Source organism: Mesorhizobium sp. C416B, assembly GCF_030323165.1.
Taxonomy (GTDB): Bacteria; Pseudomonadota; Alphaproteobacteria; order Rhizobiales; family Rhizobiaceae; genus Mesorhizobium.
Genome location: NZ_CP100471.1, coordinates 5,906,002 through 5,927,564, shown reverse-complemented (window position 1 = coordinate 5,927,564; position 21,563 = coordinate 5,906,002). Strand labels below are relative to the sequence as shown.

Below are 21,563 nucleotides of genomic sequence, written 5' to 3'. Positions count from 1 at the left end.
TTGGCCGACCATATGCGCCTTTCCCTCGACATCATGTCGGTCGACCGCGGCTCGGACGAACCGATGCACCGGCAGATCTACGGCGCCTTGCGGCGCTTCATCCTCGACGGCCAGATCCAGCAGAACACGCTGCTTCCTTCGACACGCTCGCTGGCCGAGGATCTCAAGGTCGGCCGCAACACGGTGATCGCCGCCTACGACCAGCTGCTCGCCGAAGGGTTTATAGAGGCGCGCGCCGGGTCCGGCACCTGGGTGGCGCCGATCCAGCAGAAACGCCCGCCGGCCGCGCTGCGCGCCGGCCTCGCCGCCCCGCAAAAACTCTCGCGGCGCGGTCAGACCATCGTCAACGGCCCGCAGCCGCCACGCAATGCCGGCGTCATCAACTTCCATCCGGGCGTGCCGGAATCGGCATCCTTTCCCTTCACCATCTGGTCGAGCCTTCTGGTGCGCAATGCGCGCAGCCGCGATGAGAATTTGCTCGGCTATATCTCCTTTGCCGGCCATCCCGGCCTGCGCCAGGCCATCGCCTCGACCATAAGCCTGTCGCGCGGCATCAATTGCACCGCCGACCAGGTCATCATCGTCACCGGCGCGCAGGCAGCACTCGACCTCGCTTCGCGCGTGCTGATGGACGAAGGCGACCATGTCTGGATGGAGGAGCCCGGCTATCTCGGCGCCAAGAGCGCCTTTCTCGCCAGCGGCGCGCAGCTTGCGCCCTTGAAGGTCGATCGCCTTGGATGGCATCTCGCAGACCCAGAGCTGCCGCCGCCGCGCCTGATCTATGTGACGCCATCCTGCCAGTGGCCGTTCGGCACCATCATGCGCATCGAGGAACGGCTGCAGCTGCTCGACATCGCCGAGCGCCACGGCGCCTGGATCGTCGAGGATGATTATGACGGCGAGTACCGGTACCGTGGCCGGCCGGTACCGGCGCTGCGCGGCCTCGATCACGCCGACCGGGTCGTCTATATCGGCTCCTTCGGCAAGACGCTGATCCCGGCGCTCCGCATCGGCTATCTCATCGTGCCGCGCGAACTGTCGGTCCCCTTCGACCGCGCCGTCTCGATCACCGGCCAGTTCGCGCCGCTGATCCTGCAGGCGACGGTCAACGACTTCATCACGCAAGGCTATTTCGCCACGCATCTGAAGCGTATGCGCCGGCTCTATGCGCGCCGGCAGGCCAATTTCGTAAAACTGTGCCAGGAGCATCTGGCCGAATGGCTGACTGTGACCGAGAACGATTCCGGCATGCAGCTGCTGGCCAGTTTTATCCGACCCTACAAGGACAGCGACGTCGTCGCCGCTGCCGTCAAGGAGGGCCTCGACGTGCAGGGCATCTCGATCAACTACCATTCGAGCGAGCCGGAACACGGCCTGCTGCTCGGCTATGCCGCGATGGACGAACGCCAGATCCTGCGCGCAGTGCTGGCGCTGCGCGCCGCCTTTATGCGACTGGACCGGCAATAAGCCGGTCCAACGCGGCTCTTCAATTCACGCTGTCGAATTTCTGCAGGTCCACCGGTGCTGCCTTGCGCACCTCGACATCGTCCAGCGAGGCATTCTCCAGCGCCACACGGGCCGCCGCATCGATGTTATGGATCATGTCGTCGATGTCGGCGTCGCCATGCGCCGGATTCATCGCGATCATCACCGTGCGGTTGAGGATGTCGAGAGAACCCTTGCCGAGGTCGTCGGCATAGGTCAGCCGCAGGCCCTTGTTTTCCGGCAGCGTGTACGGATTGAGCGCCGGATGATGCGCGCCCTCATGCATCAGCACCTGGTCCCACTGGGTGAAATTGTGGCGGCCGGTCTTGCCGGCAATGACGCTCGGAATGGTCTTCGAAAAAGTCTGCGCCGCCTGTTCGCTGGGCAGCAGATACATTACCTGTGCCGCGCAATCGTCGTCGGGGCTGTTCATCGGCGACGGCGTCAGGCCGAGATTGCCGAGATGGCGCGTGCCGGCCAGCACCTTCTTCTTCTCCGCCCGCATCGCCTCGATGATGCCGTCCAGACGGTCGAGCTGGACATTGAGCATTGCACCCATCAGTTCCGAGGCGCGCGCCCCGATGCCGGCGAACGGCTTGATGCTGTCGCTGCGGCCCTGCCAGTAGAAGTGGCAGGGGTCGATGGCGCAGCGCGCGCGCTCGGCCACTTTCGGATCGCTGGTGGCGATGCCGCCGCCCTCGCCCGACGTGATGTTCTTGAAGTAGTTGAAGGAGTAGGCGCCGGCATGGCCGATGGAGCCGAGCTTCTTGCCCTCATAGCCGCCGCCAATGCCCTGGCAGACATCTTCCAGCACGAGCAGACCGCGTTTTTTAGCGATATCCATGATCGCGTTCATGTTGCAGGCCGCACCCCACATATGCACCGGGATGACCGCCTTGGTGCGCGGGCCGATGGCGTCGCGCAGAGCGGCCGGGTCAATGGTCAGGCTCTCGTCGATGTCGACAATGACCGGAATGGCGCCGACCGACAGCACTGCCGTTGCGGTCGCCATATAGGTGTGCGCCGGCACCAGCACCTCATCGCCCGGGCCGATGCCGAGGCCGATCAGGCCGGCGGCGAGCCCATAGGTGCCGCTGGCGGCCAGCGCAAAATGCTCGACGCCGAGATGCCTGGCATAGCGGGCCTCGAAGCGGTTGCACTCGCTGTTCTCGCCATAGCGAAACAGCGCACCCGAGCGGATCACCCTGGCAATGGCTTCGATCTCTTCTTCGCCGGCAGTGTACATGGCAAGTCTCCACATCGCTGATGGTATGAAAGCAGTACGCCTGCGGCCGCTGTTTGAAAGAACCACTCCGCTGCGATCTGACCAAGCCATCCCGGTTGCTTGATGGCCGGGTTTGACGCCGAATGTGGGCATATCGAATGAAATCGACATTTCAGAATGCAGGCCCGCGGAAAAATCGTACCCATCCGAATTCGTCGAAGTGGCCCTGTCGGAAAGCCGGCATTGGGCGTTCCATCGCGTCCAGTTGGGCAAACGGTCGGTTCCATGCAGCACGGGACACACTTTGGAAGACCCTCGAAACCGGCGTGCCGGCAAGATGGTGGCCGGCAAGACGGTGGCCATCCATGACGCGACAGCTCGTCCTGCATGAAGACGATGTCGGCATGTGCCATGGCGCCAACAGTGCCTTCCTCGAACTGACCGCACTGGGCGCCTGCAGCTCCGGCGCCGTGATGGTGCCGTGCCCATGGTTCCCTGAGATGGCCGAAGCGGCAGCCGCCGATCCCCGGCTCGATCTCGGCGTCCACCTGACGCTGAACAGCGAAAAGCAGCACTACAAATGGCGGCCGCTGACGTCGCCGTCGCGTGCGGCCGGCCTGACGGACGAGTTCGGCTATTTCTGGCCCGATGTCGCGACCACCCGCCGCAAGGCAGCACCGCAAGCGGTGGAAACCGAGCTTCGCGCCCAGATCGACACCGCCTACCGCGCCGGCATCGACGTCACTCATCTTGACGCCCATATGGGAGCAGCGCTGTCGCCCGAGTTTTGCGACGTCTACATCAAGCTCGGCCTGGAATATCGGCTGCCGGTGCTGTTGACCAAAACGCTGTCGGCCTATTCGCCCAATGACAATCTCGTCGGCGTCACCGAAGCGGCGTTCCAGCGCGGCGTCACTGAAGCCCGCGCCAAGGGCTTTGTCATCTTCGACGCCGCCATTCAGACGACCTGGGGCCGTCCACGCTCCAAGCCGATAAAGCCCGCCTACAAGGCATTGGTCGAAGGGGTGCGCGAAGGCCTGACCTTCTTTTGCCTGCACTTCAACGCGCCGGGCGAGCTCGAACTGATCGAGCCGCGCTCCGCCTATATCCGCACCGAGGAATATGAACTCTTCCGCGACCAGGCTTTTCGCGACTGGCTCGGCGCGCAGGACATCGACATCATCGGCATGAAGCCGTTGCGCGAGGAACTGCGTGCACGGCTCGGGGCATCGACACCGGCAAAGGCCCGCAAAGCGGCCACCCGGTCAGCGCCGTAAGCCGATCCGTCGGCCAACAGCGCAAAGAGGGATTTGGAACTGCAACGACAATGGGAGAATGACATGAAGACTGTTCTGAAACTGGCGCTCGGCGCGCTTGTCTCGATGAGTATGCTGGCGGGCGTCGTGCAGGCCGCGGGCCTGAAGGACCCGAAGGATGTCCGCATCACCTTCGTGGTGCATGGCTCGGCCTCCGATCCCTACTGGTCGGTGGTCAAGCGCGGCGTCGACGATGCGGCGGCGCTCACCGGCGCCAAGGTCGAATATTATGCGCCGCAAGTGTTCGACGTGGTCGAACAGGCCCGCCTGCTCGACGCGGCCATCGCCACCAATCCCGACGGCATCGCCGTCTCCATTGCCGACGCCAATGCGCTTGGTAAATCGGTCAAGGCCGGCCTTGCCGCCAACATTCCGATGGTCGTCCTGGATTCCGGCGAGAAGGAAGGCGCCGAACTCGGCACCTCTCTCTACGTCGGCACAGTCTCCGAATATGATTCCGGCAAGAAGGCGGGCGAGCGGCTGGCCAAGGAAGGCACGCTCAAGGTCGTCTGCATCAACCACGAGGTCGGCAATGTCAGCCTCGACCAGCGCTGCCAGGGGTTGAATGACGGGCTGAAGCCGTCAGGCGGCGGCACCGAGGTGCTTACCGTGTCGCCCGATCCGGCCGACATCCAGCGCCGCACCGAGGCCTATCTGTCGGCGCATCCCGACACCCAGGCGGTGTTTGCGCTCGGCGCCACCGCCGCCAATCCGCTGATCCCGTTCTTCCGGCAGAAGGAACTGTTCGGCAAGATCAAGCTCTACACCTTCGACATCAGCCCCGAAGTCCTGGATTCCGTCGTCGCCGGCGAAATGGGCTTCGGCATGGACGCCCAGCAATATCTGATGGGATACCTGCCGGTGATCTATCTGGTCGAGCATGCCACACATGGCTTCTGGCCGCAGAACAACGCCTACACCGGGCCGCTGTTCATCGACTCGCCCGACAAGGCCAAGGCGATCCTGGCGCTCGCCAAGGACGGCATCCGCTAAGGCAAGACCAAAACGGATCGGGGAGCCGCCATGCGCTCCCCGTCTCTGGTCGAGATTGCGAAGTGAGCGATTGGGGAGCCTAATGGCTGTTGTGGAAGACAAGGCGATACCTCCAGAAGCGCCGGCCCCCGGGGTACTGGGCAAGGACCGTTTCGGCATGACGTCGAAACGGGCTGCCGGCACTGACGAGCGGCTGGCCAGCACCGGCCGGCTGACGCAATGGCTGCGCCGGCCCGAAGCCGGTGCCGCCGGCGGCCTCATCGCCACCATCATCATCTTCGCCCTGCTGCCGGGTGCGTCGAACCTCTATTCGCTGCAGGGGTCGATGACCTTCCTGACGCTGGCAGCCGAACTCGGCATCATCGCCACGGCCGCAGCCCTTCTCATCATCGCCGGCGAGTTCGATCTCTCGGTCGGCTCGATGGTCGGCTTCGCTGGCGTCGTCATCGGACTGACGGTGAAATATTGGGACCTGCCGCTGTGGGGCGGCATCGCCTGCGCCTTCGCTGTCGCCATCCTCACCGGCTACGTCAACGGCCTGATCGTGGTGAAGACCCGCCTGCCCTCCTTCATCGTGACGCTGGCGTCGCTCTACATCCTGCGCGGCCTGTCGATCGGCATCACCCGCGCCGTCACCGGCCGCACGCAGATCCCCTACATCCTCGACGGCGCGCCGGACCCGGCAACCGCGGGCCTGTTCAACGGCCATCTCCTGACCGGCTTCTTCCAATGGATGGGCACGCAAGGCTGGATCGCCACCCGTACCGACGGCATTCCCTTCGTCGTCGGCATTCCGATGTCGATCGTCTGGTGGCTCGGACTGACAGCGCTTGCCGGCTATGTCTTGACCCAGACCAAATACGGCAACTGGATCTTCGCCACCGGCGGCGACCTCAATGCCGCCCGCAATGTCGGCGTGCCGGTCGACCGGGTTAAGATCGCGCTGTTCATCTACACCGCCTGTGCCGCGACCTTGCTTGCCACCATCCAGGTGATGGAGGCCGGCTCCGCCGACACCACGCGCGGCCTGCTCAAGGAATTCGAGGCGATCATCGCCGCGGTCATCGGCGGCGTGCTGCTCACCGGCGGCTACGGCACCGTCTATGGCGTGCTGTTCGGCGCGCTGATCTTCGGCCTGGTGCAGATGGGCATCTTCTACACCGGCATCGACACCGACTGGTTCAAGGTCTTCCTCGGCATCGTCATCTTGATGGCCGTGCTCGTCAACAACTACATCCGCCTCAAGGCGCTCGGACGCGGAGGTGGCAAATGACCTATCCAAACCCATCCCCGGCCATCCAGCCAGCCATGGAATTGCGTGGTGTATCGGTCAATTTCGGCTCGGTGCGCGCGCTGCAGGATATCGACATCAAGGTCTATCCCGGCGAGGTGCACTGCTTGCTGGGCGACAACGGCGCCGGCAAGTCGACGCTGATCAAGGTTCTGTCGGGCGTGCACCGGCCGACCAAGGGCGAGATTTTCGTCGACGGCAAGCCCGTCACGTTCCGCAGCCCGCGCGACGCGCAGGACCTCGGCGTCGCGACGGTCTTCCAGGACCTCGGCATGATCTCGCTGATGTCGATCACGCGCAACTTCTTCCTCGGCCGCGAGCCGACCAGAAGCCGCCTGCCCTTCTCGCGCTTCGACAAGGAGCGCGCCAACACAATTGCCCGCCAGGCGATGGCCGATATCGGCATCGACGTGCGCGACCCGACGCAGGCCGTCGGCACGCTGTCGGGCGGCGAGCGCCAGTCGGTGGCGATCGCACGCGCCGTGCATTTCGGCGCCAAGGTGCTGATTTTGGACGAACCGACCTCGGCGCTCGGCGTGCATCAGGCGGCGATGGTGCTGAAATTCATCATCGAGGCGCGCATGCGCGGCCTGGCCGTGATCTTCATCAGCCACAACATCCACCACGCCTACCCTGTCGGTGACACTTTCACGCTGCTCAACCGCGGCCGCAATCGCGGTACATACGCCAAGTCCGAGATCTCGCGCGACGAGGTGATTTCCATCATGTCGGGCGGCGAGGATTTGAAGGCGGTGGAAGCTGAGATTGCCGGGCTGTTGGCGCAGATCGGCAACCGGCCGGCCGCCGCACCCTGAGCCTGGAACACTTTTGCAGAGAGTATTAACAGCATGAGCAGGATACGCGTCGGCGTCATCGGCGCCGGCATGATTTCGCAGGTCGAGCATATTCCAAACCTGTTGCGGCTCGGCGACCTGTTCGAACTGGTCGGCGTTGCCGACCCGTCAAGGATTTCGCGGGAATATGTCAGCGAAATTCACGGCATCGCCAATTTCGAAACGCCGGAGCAACTGTTCGGCCAGAAGCTCGACGCCGTCGTCATCGGCTCGCCCGACCCGCTGCATCACGAGCAGGTACTGGCCGCACTCGGGCGCGGCCTGCATGTCTTCTGCGAAAAGCCGCTCTGCTATTCCCCGGCGGAAATCGCCGAGATCATCGCCGCGCGCGACAAGGCCGGCAAGGTCATGCAGGTCGGCTATATGAAGCGCTTCGATCCGAGCTACCGGCTGGCGCTGGCCTCGCTGCCCGGCACGGCAAAGACGTTGCGGTCCGTCTCGGTCGAGGTCAACGATCCCGATGCCTGGCCGTTCATCGCCCACCAGCGCTACAAGCGCGGCAACGACATTCCCGAGGAGCTGATTGCCGCCGCGCAAGCCAGGCAGAAACAACAGGTCGAGCGCGCCATCGGCCAGCCCATGACCGATCTGGCTTTCCGTGGGTTTACCGGCGCTTACAGCTCCGCCTTGATTCACGATGTGAATGCCGTACACGGCCTGCTCGACGCGCTCAGCGTGCCGGAGGGCGAGGTTGTCGGCGCGCAGATCTTCGCCAATGGCGATGGCGGCCAGGGCGCGGTAAAACTGCTCGACGGCCAGGCGCTGTGGACGATGACGCATCTCACCGTGCCGAAGCTCGCCGACTACAAGGAACGCATCACGCTCTTCTTCGACGATGCCAGCCTTGAGCTCGAATTCCCCTCGCCCTGGCTCAACCATCATCCGACCCGGCTGACTGTGAAGACCTCGGACGGCCACACACTGTCGACAAGGGATCTGCGTGCCGGCTACGGCGAAGCCTTCGTCGAGGAACTGCGCGGCTTCTGGGGTGCGATCGTCAATGGCGACGAGGTGGTCAACCGCCCCGAGCACGCCGCCCGCGACCAGGCGCTGCTGGTCGCGCTGACCAGGCAGCACCTGGCCACTTCGCAGGCCGGCTGAGCGCTCGCAGGATGTGTTGAGATTCAGGTCAGGCCGCGCCGAAAACGTTGGATTTCGAGAACCGGAGCGGAGCGTACTTAAGTAAGTGAGCACCGGAAGCGCAGAAAGCCGGCGTTTGCAGGCCGGCCTCACCTGAATATCAGCATATCCTACCGGGTGTTGATGACGCCGTCGGTATTGGCGAGCAGCTTGCGCACCGCGTTGCGGGCCGCCTCCGGCCGCTGCAGGCGGATGGCCTTCTCGATCGCCTCGTGCAGTTGCTGTGCATGCTGCAGATCGTCGAGTTCGCGCGTCGTATAGGTGAACAGATGATCGAAGGCGGATTCGATCAGCACGCCGAGCGGCACCAGCAGATCGTTGCCGGAGGCGCGCAGGATGGCCAGATGGAAACGCGTATCGGCGCGCGTGCGCTCCTGCAGGCTCGGCGCCTCGCCCATCTCGCGGCAGGCCTGGCTGATCTCGGCCATCTGCTCTTCGGTGCGTCGCATGGCGGCGAAGGCAGTCGCTTCCGGCTCGATGATATGGCGGAATTCCTGCACCGTCTTCAGGAACACCTCACGGTCGGGCGCGGTCGCGTACCAGGCGAGCACATCGCGATCGAGCAGGTTCCAGCGCTCCCTGGGCTCCACCCAGCTGCCGATCTTGGGGCGCGATGCCAGAAGGCTTTTGGCCATCAGCATCTTGATCGCCTCACGCACCGCCGAGCGGCTGACGTTGAAGGTTTCGGACCATTTGGCTTCATTGGGCAGGATGGTGCCCGGCGGATAGTCGCCGCGCACGATCCGAAGCCCGATTTCGCTGGCCAGTGACGCATGCACGCTGGTGCCGGGCATCCGGGTCGCGTCAGCCCGGCGAAGGGCCGCCGGGCGCTCGGCGGATGCCCCCTTTTCAGGCTTCGTTCCCTTATTCGGCTTTCCGTCCCTCATGCGTCCACAAAGTCCGGATTTCGAAAGCTGTCAAGCAGAGTGCCGGGCGCAGACGGCAAAGCCTGCGCCTGTGCACAGATCAGGTTACAACCTTGCCCCAAAGCCCAATTTGCCAGTCCTATTTGACGTATTTGCGCCAGCTGTGCTCGGGACGGAAGCCGAGCATGTCCCTGGCCTTGCGGTTGGAAAGCAGCGTTTCATATTCGCCGAGCTTCGTCTTGACCGGCACGTCGGGATAAAACCGCTTCAACAGTTCCGCTGTCGGCAGGTCGGACGAGGTGTCGTCATTGGCGGCGTTGAACACCTGGAAGCCGAGCCCGTCCGTTTCAACGGCGCGCAGCGCGATCTGGCCGAGATCGCGCGCGTCGACATAGCTCCAGGCGATGCGCTTGCGAAAGCCCGGATCGGCAAACCACTTCGGAAACAGCGAATATTCGTGCGGCTCGATGACGTTGCCGATGCGCAACGCATAGATATCGGTGCCGTTGCGCTGCGCAAAGGCGCGCGCCGTGTGCTCGTTGACGACCTTGGACAGAGCATAGCTGTCCATCGGATCGACGTCGTATTCTTCATCGAGGGGAAAATATTTGGGGTCGCGCGGTTCATTGGCGAACACCACGCCGTAGGTGGTCTCGCTGGACGCGATCACCACCTTGGGGATGCCAAGCTTCACCGCCGCCTCGATGACGTTGTAGGTGCCCATCGCATTGATGCGGAACACCTCATTGTCGGTCGTGATCATGATGCGCGGTATGGCGGCGAAGTGCACCACGGCATCGACCGGCTGCGGGCGCAGCGACGGGTCGAATTCGTGCAGACCCATATAGCTCGACAGCGCGTTGAACACCTGGCCGCTGTCGGTGATGTCGGTGATCAGCGTGCGTACCTTGGGATTGTCGAGCGGCCTGGTGTCGATGTTGAGCACCTGGCAGCCCTGTTCGACCAGATATTGCACGACATGGCGACCGGCCTTGCCGCTGCCGCCGGTGAACATGATCCGCTTCGTCATTTTCGTCTCCAATGCCTAGGATTTCCGTGTATTGTCAGACAATATGGCATTCCGCAACCACCCTCGCCCGCCAGACGGCGGCGCCCACTATCAATCATCGCAACAGGACTTCAAGACATGACCACGACCGCCGCGAGCGAAAAGATCGGCTTTATCGGCCTTGGCCTGATGGGGCACGGCATTGCCAAGAACATCGTGGACAAGGGCTATGGCCTGACCTTCCTCGGCCGCAAGAACCGCAAGCCGGCGGAAGACTTGGCTGGCCGCGGTGCGAAGGAAGTGGCCACCTCGCGTGAGGTGGCAGCGGCATCCGATATCGTCTTCATCTGCGTCACCGGCTCGCGCGAGGTCGAAGCCATCATCCGTGGCCCCGGCGGCCTCAAGGAGGGCCTGAAAAGAGGCTCGGTTGTCGTCGACTGCTCGACCGCCGATCCGGTCTCGACGGTAGCGCTGGCGGCGGAACTGAAGGAGATCGGCGTCGACTTCGTCGATGCACCGCTCAGCCGCACCCCGAAGGAAGCCTGGGAAGGCACGCTCGACGCCATGGTCGGCGCGCCCGACGCGCTGTTTGCCCGTGTGAAGCCGGTCATCGAAACCTGGGCCGGCCGCATCGTCCATATTGGCGATACCGGTGACGGCCACCGCATGAAGCTGCTCAACAACTTCATCTCGCTGGGCTATGCCGCGATCTATTCCGAGGCGCTGGCGCTGGCCGAGAAGGTCGGCATCTCGCCACCGCGTTTCGACAGCGTCATCCGCAACGGCCGCATGGATTGCGGCTTCTACCAGACCTTCATGCGCTGGACGCTGGAGGGCGACCGCGACGCGCATAAATTCACCATCGCCAACGCCTTCAAGGACCTGACCTATCTGGAATCGATGGCGGGTGCGGCCGGCATCGCCAACCCGCTCGGCAACGCCACCAAGAACTCCTTCGCCGGTGCCCATGCCACTGGCCCGGCCGAGCAATTCGTGCCGATGCTGGCGACATATATCGGCAAGGTCAACGGCGTCGACCTGATGCCCAGCAAGGATGGCAAGAAGCAGACGATTTGAGGTGGCGAAAAGCCTGTGTCAGCGCCTCGACCGGCCGATAACATCGTCGGTGTTGGCGAGCAGTTTGTGCACCGCATTGCGCGCGGCCGCAGGACGCTGCAGGCGGATGTTCTTCTCGATCGCCTCATGCAGCGCCTGCGCCCGCCGCTGATCGCTGGTCTCGCGTGTGACGAAGACAAAGAGATGATCGAGCGCCGACTCGATCAGAACGCCAAGCGGCACCAGCAGATCGTTGCCCGAGGCGCGCAATATGGCGAGGTGAAAACGCGTGTCGGCGCGGATACGCTCCTGCAGGTTCAAAGCCTCGCCCATCTCACGACAGGCTTGGCTGATCTCGTCCATCTGCTCGTCGCTGCGCCGCGTGGCGGCAAAGGCCGACGCTTCCGGCTCGATGATGTGACGGAACTCCTGCACCGTGCGCAGGAAGGCCTCCCGGTCCGGCCCGGTCGCGTACCAGGCCAGCACATCGCGGTCGAGCAGGTTCCAGCGTTCCCTGGGCTCGACCCAGCTGCCGATCTTGGGCCGTGAAGCCAGCAGGCTTTTGGCCATCAGCATCTTGATGGCTTCGCGCACCGCCGAACGACTGACATCGAAGGTCTCGGCCCATTTGGCCTCGTTGGGCAGAATCGTGCCGGGCGGATAATCGCCTCGCACGATTCTGAGGCCGATCTCGCCGGCCAGCGAGACATGGACGCTCGCTCCCGGAAAATGCGCGGCACCGGCCCTGCGCATGACAGCCGGACCGCGGCTGGCTTGTGCCTTGGCCCGCTCGGCTCGCTTCTTTGATTTCTCGTCCGGCATTCACGTTCCAATGCGTCGGCCGTCTGCGTCCGGACTGGTCCGAACCTGCACGGCGCGCCGATCTCGTTGCCGAAAATCCAAACTACAGACGCGTCAAAGCCGGAGCCTGCTGCCCCAACCGTTGCGTCCGTCCGGGAAGAGACGGGGCGCCCGTCAAAGGGCGCCCCGAAATCGAGAACCTACTTCTGGATGCAGGTGTCGACCGTGTCCTTGGTGCATTCGTCGAGGCCGGTGAACACCGGATCGGCGACGGCCTTGCCTTCGACCAGATCGATCATCACCGATGGTGCCTTGTAGCCCATTTCGAACGGCCGCTGACCAACCAGAGCAGTTACAAGGCCGTCACGGGCGATCGCCACTTCATCGCCGATCGTATCGGCGGCACCGATGACGAAGTCGTTGCTGGCGATGCGGTCCTTGAGCGGCCCGAACAGGTCGCGATAGGGCTGCGGTGCGCCAAACAGCGGCCAGCCGCCCATGATGCCGAAGGCGTCGAGCTTGGGATTGGCGGCGAGGATGTCGGTCATCGCCTGCACGCCCTTGGCGCCGTCGTCATTGGTGAACACCGGGCAACCGGCAACTTCGGTCCAGCCGCCTTCGCCGGCAAGTGCCGCCAGGCCTTCCTTGCCCGACAGCGCGTCACGCATGCCCTGCGCCCGGCGCAGGATGTTGTCGGCCGCGGGATTGCCTTCGATGGTACAGATCGTGCCGCCGTTCGGCTTGCCCTTCTTGATGTACTCGCCGATCTTGTGACCCATCAAATAGTTGTCGGTGCCGAGATAGGTCTTGCGCAGCGCGGCATCTTCCTTGCTGAGATCGGCGTCGAGCGTCATGATCGGGATCGTCGGATTGGCGGTCTTGATCGTCTGCGCGATCAGCGGCGCGTTGGATGGCGAGATCGCCATTGCCACCGTGTCGGCCTTGCTCAGCATGTCCTGAACGATCTGCGCCTCGCCCGCCTCGTCGGAAGTCGATGCCGGGCCGGTGTAGAAGCATTCATATTCCGAGCTGGCATTTTCCTTGTTCCATTTCTCGCAGCCCTGGTGGATGGCTTCGAAGAATGGATTGTCGAGACCCTTCACCACGATTACGAGCTGTTTCTTGGCCAAAGCCGGCCCGGCGCCCAGCGCCATGGCGGCGACGGCGGCGAGCAAAAGTGTTTTCCTCATGTCAGTCCTCCCTTGAAACAGACGGACACGGCGTGCCCGCCACACAGATCGACCGGATGCTTAATGACCGAGGTTCGTTTCACGAGCACTCGTGTCGCCAAGACAGATCGATAAGCATTTCCAGATGCGGCATTGGCCCGGCTCAACACATGGGTGGCGCCGCAACCTCGACCGATAAACCTCCGCCGATTCCGCCCGGCTAACCGCCAGCGACATCGGCACAATCTCCTCCGACGCTTAGCTAATATCGGCTTGCGGCCAACGTCAATGCTATTTGTCCTACAAAACGGATTTTTGGATAACCAACGCTTCAATTCGTCCGACAATTGATTGACGAGCGCCGGCTTTTGCGTAAAACAACGCTGACGCTGTTTCCGGGAGGAGATGGGGAGAGCGGGGCCAAAGCAGCGCCGGCATTCACGCCGGGAACAGCAGCGGGTCGCAAAACACGGGGAGGCAAAGACTGGTGGCGGTTCTCGAACTCACCAATATCTCGAGGCATTTCGGCGCAATCCAGGCGGTCAACGACGTATCGCTGTCGATCGAGCCCGGACAGGTGGTCGGCCTGATGGGCGACAACGGCGCCGGCAAGTCGACGCTGGTCAAGATGATCGCCGGCAATTTCCGCCCCAGCCATGGCGTCATGCGGATGGACGGCAAGGAGTTGATCCTGCACAAGCCGGCGGAAGCTCGCCAGCACGGCATCGAGATCGTCCACCAGGACCTGGCGCTGTGCAACAATCTGACCGCTGCCGCCAATGTCTATCTCGGCCGTGAATTGCGCCGCGGCCTCGGCCCTTTACGCATCCTCGACTATGCCGCCATGTACAAGCGCGCCGGCCAGCTATTCGCCGAGTTGAAGTCCGAGACCCGTCCGCGCGACCTCGTCAAGCAGATGTCGGGCGGCCAGCGTCAGGCGGTGGCGATCGCGCGCACCATGCTGTCGCAGGCCAAGATCGTGTTGATGGACGAACCGACGGCCGCGATCTCGGTGCGCCAGGTCGCCGAAGTGCTGAACCTGATCCGCCATTTGCGCGACCAGGGCATCGCAGTGGTGCTGATCAGCCACCGCATGCCTGACGTGTTCACCGTCGCCGACCGCGTCATCGTCATGCGGCGCGGCCGCAAGGTCGCCGACAAGACGATTGCGTCAAGTTCGCCCGAGGAAGTCACCGGGCTGATCACCGGCGCCATCGAACAGGTTTGATCTCAGCGAATTTCACCACGCACAGCAGATGAAGGTCGACGATGGCACTGACAATTGACCAGCCGATCGAACAAAAGCAGCAATCCTTGCCGGCAAGACTGTTTGCCAGCCAGACCTTCTGGGTGGTGATCGCGGTCATCCTGGCCTGCCTGTTCCTGTCTTTTGCCACCGACGCCTTCGCAACGTCGAAGAACCTTTACAACATCACCCGCAACATCACCTTCGTCGCCATCATCGCGCTCGGCATGACCTTCGTCATCATCACCGGTGGCATCGACCTGTCGGTCGGTTCGGTGCTCTGCCTGTCGTCAATGGTGCTGGCCGTCACCATGCATGCCGGCTACTCCATCGAGGTCGGCATCCTCGCCTCGATCGCCACCGCGCTCGCCATAGGCGCCTTCAACGGCATCATGATCGCCTATCTCGGCTTTCCACCCTTCGTGGTGACGCTCGGCATGCTGTCGATTGCGCGCAGCCTCGCCATGGTCGCCTCCAACAACACCGTCGTCTTCCAGTTCGGCCCCGATCACGACAAGCTTCTGGCGCTGGGCGGCGGCGCCTGGGTGTTCGGCATCGCCAATCCGGTGCTCTACATGATCCTTTTGGCGCTGATCACCGGCTTCACGCTGCGCTGGACCAAGTTTGGCCGCCACATCTTCGCCATTGGCGGCAATGAGCACGCCGCGACGCTGACCGGCGTTCCCGTCAAGCAGATCAAGGTCGCCGTCTATATGATCTCGGCGCTGGCGGCGGGCATTGCCGGCATCATCCAGACCGGATGGCTTGGCGCCGTCACCACCAATCTCGGAACCGGCATGGAACTGCAGGTCATCGCCGCCACCGTCATCGGCGGCGCCAATCTCGCCGGCGGCGTCGGCACCGCCTTCGGCGCCATTGTCGGTGCCGCGCTCATCGAAGTGATCCGCAACAGCCTTGGTCTGCTCGGCATCAATGCTTTCTGGCAAGGCGTGTTCATCGGCGGCGCCATCCTGCTCGCGGTGCTGTTCGACCGGATCCGCAACTTCAGGCGCAATGACTGAATGTTTTTGGACTGAATCTTCCGGCTGGAAACCGTTGCCTTGACATCGAAATCCCTGTTCGACCTCAACGGGCGGCTGGCGCTGATCACCGGCTCCGGCCAAGGCATCGGCCTGGCGCTGGCGCGCGGCCTTGCCGAGCATGGCGCAAGTGTCGTGCTCAACGGCCGCGATGCCGGCAAGGTTGCCGGTGCTGTCGCCGGCTTGCGCGACGCCGGCTTCAAAGCGCACCCCTCGACCTTCGACGTGACTGATTTTCGCGCGGTCGATGCCGATGTCGCCCGCATCGAGGCCGAGATCGGCGCCATCGACATCCTGATCAACAATGCCGGCGTGCAGTTTCGCGCCCCGCTCGAGGACTTTCCCGAGGAGCAGTGGGAGCGGCTGTTCAAGACCAATGTCTCCGGCGCCTTCCATGCCGGCAAGGCGGTCGCCCGCAACATGATCGCGCGCGGCAAAGGCAAGATCATAAACATCGGCTCGGTGCAGAGCGAACTCGCCCGGCCCAACATCGCGCCCTATACGGCGACCAAGGGCGCGATCCGCAATTTGACCCGTGGCATGTGCACCGACTGGGCGAAATACGGCTTGCAGATCAATGCCATCGCCCCCGGCTATTTCCGCACCGAGATGAACCAGGCGCTGGTCGACAACCAGGAATTCTCCGCCTGGCTGGAAAAGCGCACGCCGGCTGGCCGCTGGGGGTATGTCGACGAACTGATCGGCGCCGCCGTGTTCCTCGCCTCCGACGCCTCATCCTTCGTCAACGGCCATACGCTTTATGTCGACGGCGGCATGACGGCTTCGGTTTGACGGGAAACCCTATCGCTCAGTCTGAAAATCCACCACTACGGCCGGCAGCACACAGCGGCTTTCGCCCCGCGCCTTGACGCGAGCCCGAACTCAGCCGCACAATCCCGTTGCAGGCGAAGGGAGGCCAGTCGTCTGCGGGAGGTATAACCCATGACGGACGCGATCAGGCTCTATTGGGGCCGGTTCGGACATGTTTCTGTCCTGAATGTCGCCAGCGACTTCGTCACCCATGCGCATGTCGAGGCCCACATCATCATCTGGCTGGAGGGCACGGCCGGCGAGATGACCGTCGGCCGCGAGACGGTGCCGCTGGGTCCCGGCACCGCCGCCGGCATCAATTCCTACCAGCCACACAGCCACATTCTGTCGCACAACGGCAGGCCCGGCCTGTTCCTCGCCTTCTACATCGATCCGGATTGGGCGCGCCGGCGCCGCGACCTGCCTTCGTCGGCGCCGTTGTTTGCACAGGCTGCGATCACGCTCGAACCATGGCTGCACCAGGCCGCCGCCAACCTGCTCGATCATTTGAGCGATAATGAAAGCATCGACGACGTCGCCAATTACGAGATCGAGCGCTTCATCGATAGCGTGCTCGACGCCGCCGACGCCTCGGCGCCGCAGGAGACGCGCATCCGCGTCAACACCATGCAGGATTTCCGCGTCCGCAAGGCGATCCAGCTGATGAAGGCCAATGTCTGCGAGCGCATTTCGTTCGACGACGTCGCCCGCAGCGTCGGCCTGTCGCGGCCGCATTTCTTCGCTTTGTTCAAGGAACAGACCAATCTGACGCCCAACGTCTACTGGAACACGCTGCGCATGGAGGAAGCCGTGCGGCAGTTGCAGTGGTCGCAGGAGCCGCTGATCTCGGTCGCCTGCAATCTCGGCTTCACCACCCAGGGCAATTTCTCGCGCTTCTTCCGCGACCATGTCGGCGTGCCGCCGACGCTTTACCGCGAGGCGGCGCGGGCTATGGCCTGAGCCAAGCCGCTCGTTTTTCAGACTCCTTGATAGGGCCGCAAGACCCATTGATAAGCGCAGCACCGGCCGCCGCCCTACCCTGCTGCGTATCGAATTCGTAGGGGAATGATCATATGGCTGAAGTCACCGTCTCCAGCGTCATCGACGCGCCGGTCGAAAAGGTCTGGGCGCGCATACGCGACTTCAACGGCCTGCCGGGCTGGCATCCGCGCATGGTCAAGAGCCATATCGAAGACGGCAAGAGCACCGAAACCATCGGCTGCGTGCGTAATTTCGAGCTCGCCAGCGGCGCGCGTATCCGCGAAAAACTGCTCGACTTCTCCGACGCGAATTTCCGCGTCAGCTACTCCATCCTGGAGACGCCGCAGCCGTTGACCAATCACAAAGCGACGCTGCAATTGCGCCGCGTTACCGACGGCGACCGCACCTATGCCGAATGGACAGCAACTTTCGACGCGGCGCCCGAAGAGGCCGACAAGATCGCCGCCGGCATGGCCGCCAATGTCTTCCAGGGTGGCTTCAATGCGTTGAAGAGCCATTTTTCTGGCCAGAGCTGAGTCAGGGGAGACTGCCATGGCGCTTGCCCTCCAGACCTTTTCGGCCGTCAGGGATGCCAACGCGGCGCTGAAGGCGCCCGGCACCCGCTATCTCGGCGGCGGCACGCTGGTCGTGCGCGCCGCCAATGAAGGCGATGTCTCCGTCACCGGCCTCGTCCGCTCGACTGATCCGGCCCTCTCCGGGATCACCGTTGCCGGCGGCAAGGTCCGCATCGGAGCTTCGGTGACAATGGCGGCCATCGCCCGCCATCCCGAGCTTGCGGCGCTGTCCAGGGCTGCGCGCGCCGTCGGCGGCCCGGCGATCCGCAATATGGCGACTGTCGGCGGCAATCTGTTCGCACCCGCGCCCTACGGTGATTTCGCTGTCGCCCTGCTGGCGTTGGATGCGACGGTCGGCACCGATGATGGGGAATTGCCTATCGAGGATTTTCTGGCCAGGCGGGACGACAGCCGCGCCATCGTCACATCAGTCGCCTTCGCGTTGCCGAAGGCCGAGAATTTCCGCTTCCTGAAAGTGTCGCGGGTCAAGCCGAAGGGCGTCTCCGTGCTCAGCATCGCCGCCGTTCTCGAACAGGCCGGCGACGGCACTGTCTCCTCGGCGCGGATCGCGCTCGGCTGCATGGCAGACCGGCCGATGCGCGCCCGTGCTGCGGAAAAGGCACTGATCGGCAGCAGGCTCGAGCAGGACGGCGTCGCAGCGGCGCTGGCTGCAGCCGGTGAAGGCACCTCGCCAATCACCGACCCGATCGCCAGCGCCTGGTATCGCGCCGAGGTTCTGCCGGTCCATCTCGGCCGGCTGCTGCTTACTTAACCACCGCTTGGGGGGCGCGCGTCTGTCCGATCAACCGGGCAGGCGCGCTGGGAGGAAAACATGGCAAAGGTTCCGGTTCAGTTCACGCTCAACGGCTCGGAGAAGGCCGAATTTGTCGACAGCGGCACGACGCTGCTGCACGCGCTGCGCGACAAGATCGGCGACACCTCGCCCAAGGGCGGCTGCCACCAGGGCACCTGCGGCGCCTGTTCGGTCATCATCGACGGCGAACTCCGGCTCTCTTGCCTGACGCTGGCCGAGACCTGCGGCGGCGCCGACATTCGCACCACATCGGGCCTCGCTGAGGCCGGCGTCCTGCATCCGCTGCAGCGTGCCTTCCTCGACGCCTTCGCCACACAATGCGGCTTCTGCACGCCGGGCATGATCATGGCCGCCAAGGTGCTGCTTGACCACACGCCCAATCCGAGCCGCGAGGATGTGGTCGAGGCGCTGTCCGGCAATATCTGCCGCTGCACCGGCTACGAGCCGATCATCCAGGCGGTGCTGACCGCGGCCCGAGCCAATTCGCAGAACGCGGCCTAAGGACCAAAAGAATGGAACTGCGCAAAAACTATTTCGCCGATCAGCGCAAGGACGGCCTGCACGAGATCGGCCATGGGCGGCCTCGGCTGGATTCGCCGGGACATGTGACGGGCAAGACCGCCTATTTCGCCGACCGCAACTTCCCGAATATGCTTCACCTGAAAATGGTGCGCAGTCCGCACCACCATGCCCGCATCCGTTCGATCGACACTTCCGAAGCGGAGAAGCATCCCGGCGTGGTGAAAATCCTCACCGCCAAGGATGTGCCGCACAATGTCTACACCATCCTGATCCTGATCCAGGTCGGACCGGAAGACGAAACGGTGCTGGCCGACGGCAAGGTGCGCTGGAAGGGCGAGGCCGTGGTGGCGGTGCTGGCCGAGACCGAGCGCGCGGCTCAGGAAGCGGCAGCCAAGGTCAAGGTCGATTATGAGGTGCTGCCGGCCGTCTTCGACATGGAAGAAGCGCTGAAGCCCGGCGCGCCTTTGGTCAACGAATATCACGGCCAGAATTATTACCTCTATGACAGCGGCGAATGCCGCAAGGTGCGCTTCGGCGATGTCGAGGCGGGCTTCGCTGGCGCCGACCACATCCTGGAACAGAGCTACCAGTCCTCGCCGATCGAGCATGCGCCGACCGAGACCACGGGCTGCGTCGTGGTGCCCGAAGGCAATGACCGCTTCACCTGCTACACCAACACCCAGGCGATGTTCTTCACCCTCGACAACGCGTCGATCATCCTGCAGATGCCCGGCTCCAAACTGCATTTCGTCGGCGGCACTGTCGGCGGCGGCTTTGGCGGCAAGGTCGACGTCATCGTCGAGCCGATCGCCATTCTTGGCGCCAGGCTGACAGGACGTCCCGTCTCCTTCATCTACAGCCGCGAAGAGGAGATGCAGATCTCCTCACCCCGCGCCGCCGAAAAGATAATCATCAAGGACGGCGTGATGAACGATGGCCGCATCGTTGCGCGCAAGGTGACCGGCTATACCGATGCCGGCGCCTATTCGCGCCACTCGCCTTATGGGGCGCAGAAGGGTGCCGCGCACTATCCCGGCCCCTACACCATCCCCAATGTCTGGATCGACACCTACTGCGTCTACACCAACCGCACACCCTCCTCCGCGATGCGCGGCTTCGGCGTCACCATCGGCGACTTCGCGCTTGAGGTGCAGATGGACAAGCTGGCGCGGCTGATCGGCATGGACCCGCTCGAATTCCGCTTCATCAACGCCTATCGCGATGGCGACATGAAGGCGCATCGCCAGCCGACCGAAGGAGCGGCGCTGATCGAGTGTATGCAGGAGGCGTCGCGCGCCGCCAACTGGCCTGTGGCGGAGAAGTATATGGCGATGTCCTCCTACAAGAAGGGAGCTTGAGATGGCGCTAAGGCGCGGACGCGGCGTCGCCGCGATCAACTATCCGACGGGCATGAACCTTGGCGGCGACCCGACGCAGGCGCTGGTGCATTCGACGCCGACCGGCAATTTCATGGTGACGCTTTCCAGCGTCGATCTCGGTCAGGGCTTGAAGCAGATCATGGCGCAGATCTGCGCCGAGACCATCGGCGTGCCGACGGACCGGGTTACCATCGACACCGCCGACACCGACACCGGTCCGCACTGCATGGGCACCTTCGCCTCGCGCGGCACCCACCGCGCCGGCAACGCCGTCATCCAGGCGGCCAAGGAAGCGCGCCAGGTGATGCTGGAAGTGGCGGCGGAAGAGCTGGAGGTGAACGCCTCCGATCTCGAAACTGATGGCGAGGGCAACATTCTGGTCAAGGGCGCGCCGCAAAAGTCGATCTCGATCTTCGATGTCGCGCTGTCGGCTCATTTCAAGCGTGGCCGCTCGATCTCAGGCCGCGGCATGTTCCTGATCCCGCGCTCCTATCCGGAGAAAGAGACCGGCGCGATGAAGCCGTCGACCTGCTACGCCCATGCCTGCGCGGTGGCCGAGGTCGAGGTCGATGACGAGACGGGCGAGGTTACGGTGCTGACCGTCAAGAACGTCTTTGAGATCGGCCGCGCGCTGAACCCGAAAATGGTCGAGCAGCAACTGGTCGGCGGTTCCTGGATGGGCATCAGCCACGCGCTCTACGAAACGACCGAGCCCTATTATCCCAACCGCGACCATGGCGGCACCGACTTCAACCAGTATCTGATGCCGGGACCGGGCGATCTCGCCCAAACCGAGATCATCGTGCTGGAGCGGCCGTCGGCGGATGGTCCTTACGGTGCCAAAGGGCCAGGCGAAATGTGCGCGAACCCGCAGATCCCCGCGGTTGCCAATGCCGTCTTCGACGCCGTCGGCGTGCGCATTGACACGCTGCCGATCACGCCGGAGCGCATATTGCGCGCGCTGAAGGCGCAAGCGGCGAACTGAGGACGA

At 63.6% G+C, this 21,563-nt stretch carries 21 protein-coding genes; 16 read left to right on the top strand and 5 right to left on the bottom strand.

What is annotated here, in order from left to right; translation table 11 throughout:
* Positions 1-1,467: a rhizopine catabolism transcriptional regulator MocR gene (mocR, locus tag NLY43_RS28755; protein WP_023673062.1), complete on the top strand. Its 1,467-nt coding sequence runs from the start codon at positions 1-3 to the stop codon at positions 1,465-1,467.
* A 19-nt stretch (positions 1,468-1,486) separates the two neighbouring features.
* On the opposite strand, the gene NLY43_RS28750 is transcribed toward mocR, so the two are convergent.
* Positions 1,487-2,731, bottom strand: a complete 1,245-nt coding sequence (locus NLY43_RS28750; protein WP_023673061.1) for a DegT/DnrJ/EryC1/StrS family aminotransferase — start codon at positions 2,729-2,731, stop codon at positions 1,487-1,489.
* 344 nt (positions 2,732-3,075) lie between these two features.
* On the opposite strand from NLY43_RS28750, the gene NLY43_RS28745 reads away from it, so the two are divergent.
* The 5 genes from NLY43_RS28745 to NLY43_RS28725 all read left to right on the top strand — a co-directional run bounded on the left by NLY43_RS28745 (position 3,076) and on the right by NLY43_RS28725 (position 8,265).
* Positions 3,076-3,987: a polysaccharide deacetylase family protein gene (locus tag NLY43_RS28745; RefSeq protein WP_023712086.1), complete on the top strand. Its 912-nt coding sequence runs from the start codon at positions 3,076-3,078 to the stop codon at positions 3,985-3,987.
* A gap of 63 nt (positions 3,988-4,050) precedes the next feature.
* Complete coding sequence (locus NLY43_RS28740; RefSeq protein ID WP_023687959.1) at positions 4,051-5,019, top strand: rhizopine catabolism ABC transporter substrate-binding protein; 969 nt, start codon at positions 4,051-4,053, stop codon at positions 5,017-5,019.
* Between the two features lie 157 nt (positions 5,020-5,176).
* A complete protein-coding gene (locus NLY43_RS28735) occupies positions 5,177-6,292 on the top strand; it encodes an ABC transporter permease (protein WP_031199492.1) in 1,116 nt (371 codons plus the stop codon).
* The gene (locus tag NLY43_RS28730) at positions 6,289-7,125 is read left to right on the top strand and encodes an ATP-binding cassette domain-containing protein (protein WP_023712088.1); all 837 of its coding nucleotides are present in this window, start codon (positions 6,289-6,291) and stop codon (positions 7,123-7,125) included. The genes NLY43_RS28735 and NLY43_RS28730 overlap by 4 nt, the downstream gene beginning before the upstream one ends.
* Positions 7,126-7,158: 33 nt before the next feature.
* Positions 7,159-8,265, top strand: a complete 1,107-nt coding sequence (locus NLY43_RS28725) for a Gfo/Idh/MocA family protein (RefSeq protein ID WP_023673056.1) — start codon at positions 7,159-7,161, stop codon at positions 8,263-8,265.
* A gap of 149 nt (positions 8,266-8,414) precedes the next feature.
* On the opposite strand, the gene NLY43_RS28720 is transcribed toward NLY43_RS28725, so the two are convergent.
* Together NLY43_RS28720 and NLY43_RS28715 are read right to left on the bottom strand one after the other, a co-directional pair.
* Positions 8,415-9,191: a FadR/GntR family transcriptional regulator gene (locus NLY43_RS28720; protein ID WP_023725423.1), complete on the bottom strand. Its 777-nt coding sequence runs from the start codon at positions 9,189-9,191 to the stop codon at positions 8,415-8,417.
* Positions 9,192-9,309: 118 nt separating this feature from the next.
* Positions 9,310-10,200 (bottom strand): NAD-dependent epimerase/dehydratase family protein, encoded by an 891-nt coding sequence (locus tag NLY43_RS28715; RefSeq protein WP_023712090.1) that lies wholly within the window; start codon positions 10,198-10,200, stop codon positions 9,310-9,312.
* 117 nt (positions 10,201-10,317) lie between these two features.
* On the opposite strand from NLY43_RS28715, the gene NLY43_RS28710 reads away from it, so the two are divergent.
* Positions 10,318-11,256, top strand: coding sequence for an NAD(P)-dependent oxidoreductase (locus tag NLY43_RS28710; RefSeq protein ID WP_023682235.1), 939 nt, complete (start codon positions 10,318-10,320; stop codon positions 11,254-11,256).
* A gap of 18 nt (positions 11,257-11,274) precedes the next feature.
* Here NLY43_RS28710 and NLY43_RS28705 read toward each other — a convergent pair whose 3' ends face one another.
* Together NLY43_RS28705 and NLY43_RS28700 are read right to left on the bottom strand one after the other, a co-directional pair.
* On the bottom strand, positions 11,275-12,057 hold the full coding sequence (locus tag NLY43_RS28705) for a FadR/GntR family transcriptional regulator (RefSeq protein ID WP_023712091.1): 783 nt from the start codon (positions 12,055-12,057) through the stop codon (positions 11,275-11,277).
* A gap of 179 nt (positions 12,058-12,236) precedes the next feature.
* Complete coding sequence (locus NLY43_RS28700) at positions 12,237-13,226, bottom strand: sugar-binding protein (protein ID WP_023673050.1); 990 nt, start codon at positions 13,224-13,226, stop codon at positions 12,237-12,239.
* Between the two features lie 466 nt (positions 13,227-13,692).
* Here NLY43_RS28700 and NLY43_RS28695 point away from each other — a divergent pair, with 466 nt between their 5' ends.
* The 9 genes from NLY43_RS28695 (at position 13,693) to NLY43_RS28655 (ending at position 21,557) form a co-directional block, all read left to right on the top strand.
* Positions 13,693-14,433, top strand: a complete 741-nt coding sequence (locus tag NLY43_RS28695; protein ID WP_023682237.1) for an ATP-binding cassette domain-containing protein — start codon at positions 13,693-13,695, stop codon at positions 14,431-14,433.
* Between the two features lie 41 nt (positions 14,434-14,474).
* Positions 14,475-15,473: an ABC transporter permease gene (locus tag NLY43_RS28690; RefSeq protein ID WP_023673048.1), complete on the top strand. Its 999-nt coding sequence runs from the start codon at positions 14,475-14,477 to the stop codon at positions 15,471-15,473.
* 39 nt (positions 15,474-15,512) lie between these two features.
* Positions 15,513-16,283 (top strand): SDR family oxidoreductase, encoded by a 771-nt coding sequence (locus NLY43_RS28685; RefSeq protein ID WP_023712093.1) that lies wholly within the window; start codon positions 15,513-15,515, stop codon positions 16,281-16,283.
* A 150-nt stretch (positions 16,284-16,433) separates the two neighbouring features.
* Complete coding sequence (locus tag NLY43_RS28680; RefSeq protein ID WP_023712094.1) at positions 16,434-17,261, top strand: AraC family transcriptional regulator; 828 nt, start codon at positions 16,434-16,436, stop codon at positions 17,259-17,261.
* Positions 17,262-17,374: 113 nt separating this feature from the next.
* Positions 17,375-17,818, top strand: coding sequence for an SRPBCC family protein (locus tag NLY43_RS28675; RefSeq protein ID WP_023712095.1), 444 nt, complete (start codon positions 17,375-17,377; stop codon positions 17,816-17,818).
* A 16-nt stretch (positions 17,819-17,834) separates the two neighbouring features.
* Complete coding sequence (locus NLY43_RS28670) at positions 17,835-18,629, top strand: FAD binding domain-containing protein (protein WP_023673044.1); 795 nt, start codon at positions 17,835-17,837, stop codon at positions 18,627-18,629.
* Positions 18,630-18,689: 60 nt separating this feature from the next.
* A complete protein-coding gene (locus NLY43_RS28665; protein ID WP_023673043.1) occupies positions 18,690-19,172 on the top strand; it encodes a (2Fe-2S)-binding protein in 483 nt (160 codons plus the stop codon).
* An 11-nt stretch (positions 19,173-19,183) separates the two neighbouring features.
* Positions 19,184-20,551 (top strand): xanthine dehydrogenase family protein molybdopterin-binding subunit, encoded by a 1,368-nt coding sequence (locus NLY43_RS28660; RefSeq protein WP_023673042.1) that lies wholly within the window; start codon positions 19,184-19,186, stop codon positions 20,549-20,551.
* A gap of 1 nt (position 20,552) precedes the next feature.
* Positions 20,553-21,557, top strand: coding sequence for a xanthine dehydrogenase family protein molybdopterin-binding subunit (locus NLY43_RS28655; RefSeq protein WP_023673041.1), 1,005 nt, complete (start codon positions 20,553-20,555; stop codon positions 21,555-21,557).
* The last annotated feature ends 6 nt before the right edge of the window (positions 21,558-21,563 follow it).

Excerpts from the sequence above, each read along its gene's own strand:
- NLY43_RS28700 (WP_023673050.1), bottom strand. The coding sequence starts at position 13,226 with ATGAGGAAAACACTTTTGCTCGCCGCCGTCGCCGCCATGGCGCTGGGC.
- NLY43_RS28720 (WP_023725423.1), bottom strand. The coding sequence starts at position 9,191 with ATGAGGGACGGAAAGCCGAATAAGGGAACGAAGCCTGAAAAGGGGGCA.
- NLY43_RS28690 (WP_023673048.1), top strand. The coding sequence starts at position 14,475 with ATGGCACTGACAATTGACCAGCCGATCGAACAAAAGCAGCAATCCTTG.
- NLY43_RS28740 (WP_023687959.1), top strand. The coding sequence starts at position 4,051 with ATGAAGACTGTTCTGAAACTGGCGCTCGGCGCGCTTGTCTCGATGAGT.
- NLY43_RS28750 (WP_023673061.1), bottom strand. The coding sequence starts at position 2,731 with ATGTACACTGCCGGCGAAGAAGAGATCGAAGCCATTGCCAGGGTGATC.
- NLY43_RS28680 (WP_023712094.1), top strand. The coding sequence starts at position 16,434 with ATGACGGACGCGATCAGGCTCTATTGGGGCCGGTTCGGACATGTTTCT.
- NLY43_RS28725 (WP_023673056.1), top strand. The coding sequence starts at position 7,159 with ATGAGCAGGATACGCGTCGGCGTCATCGGCGCCGGCATGATTTCGCAG.
- NLY43_RS28660 (WP_023673042.1), top strand. The coding sequence starts at position 19,184 with ATGGAACTGCGCAAAAACTATTTCGCCGATCAGCGCAAGGACGGCCTG.
- NLY43_RS28710 (WP_023682235.1), top strand. The coding sequence starts at position 10,318 with ATGACCACGACCGCCGCGAGCGAAAAGATCGGCTTTATCGGCCTTGGC.
- NLY43_RS28745 (WP_023712086.1), top strand. The coding sequence starts at position 3,076 with ATGACGCGACAGCTCGTCCTGCATGAAGACGATGTCGGCATGTGCCAT.
- NLY43_RS28670 (WP_023673044.1), top strand. The coding sequence starts at position 17,835 with ATGGCGCTTGCCCTCCAGACCTTTTCGGCCGTCAGGGATGCCAACGCG.
- NLY43_RS28715 (WP_023712090.1), bottom strand. The coding sequence starts at position 10,200 with ATGACGAAGCGGATCATGTTCACCGGCGGCAGCGGCAAGGCCGGTCGC.
- NLY43_RS28675 (WP_023712095.1), top strand. The coding sequence starts at position 17,375 with ATGGCTGAAGTCACCGTCTCCAGCGTCATCGACGCGCCGGTCGAAAAG.
- NLY43_RS28735 (WP_031199492.1), top strand. The coding sequence starts at position 5,177 with ATGACGTCGAAACGGGCTGCCGGCACTGACGAGCGGCTGGCCAGCACC.
- NLY43_RS28705 (WP_023712091.1), bottom strand. The coding sequence starts at position 12,057 with ATGCCGGACGAGAAATCAAAGAAGCGAGCCGAGCGGGCCAAGGCACAA.
- NLY43_RS28730 (WP_023712088.1), top strand. The coding sequence starts at position 6,289 with ATGACCTATCCAAACCCATCCCCGGCCATCCAGCCAGCCATGGAATTG.
- NLY43_RS28665 (WP_023673043.1), top strand. The coding sequence starts at position 18,690 with ATGGCAAAGGTTCCGGTTCAGTTCACGCTCAACGGCTCGGAGAAGGCC.
- NLY43_RS28655 (WP_023673041.1), top strand. The coding sequence starts at position 20,553 with ATGGCGCTAAGGCGCGGACGCGGCGTCGCCGCGATCAACTATCCGACG.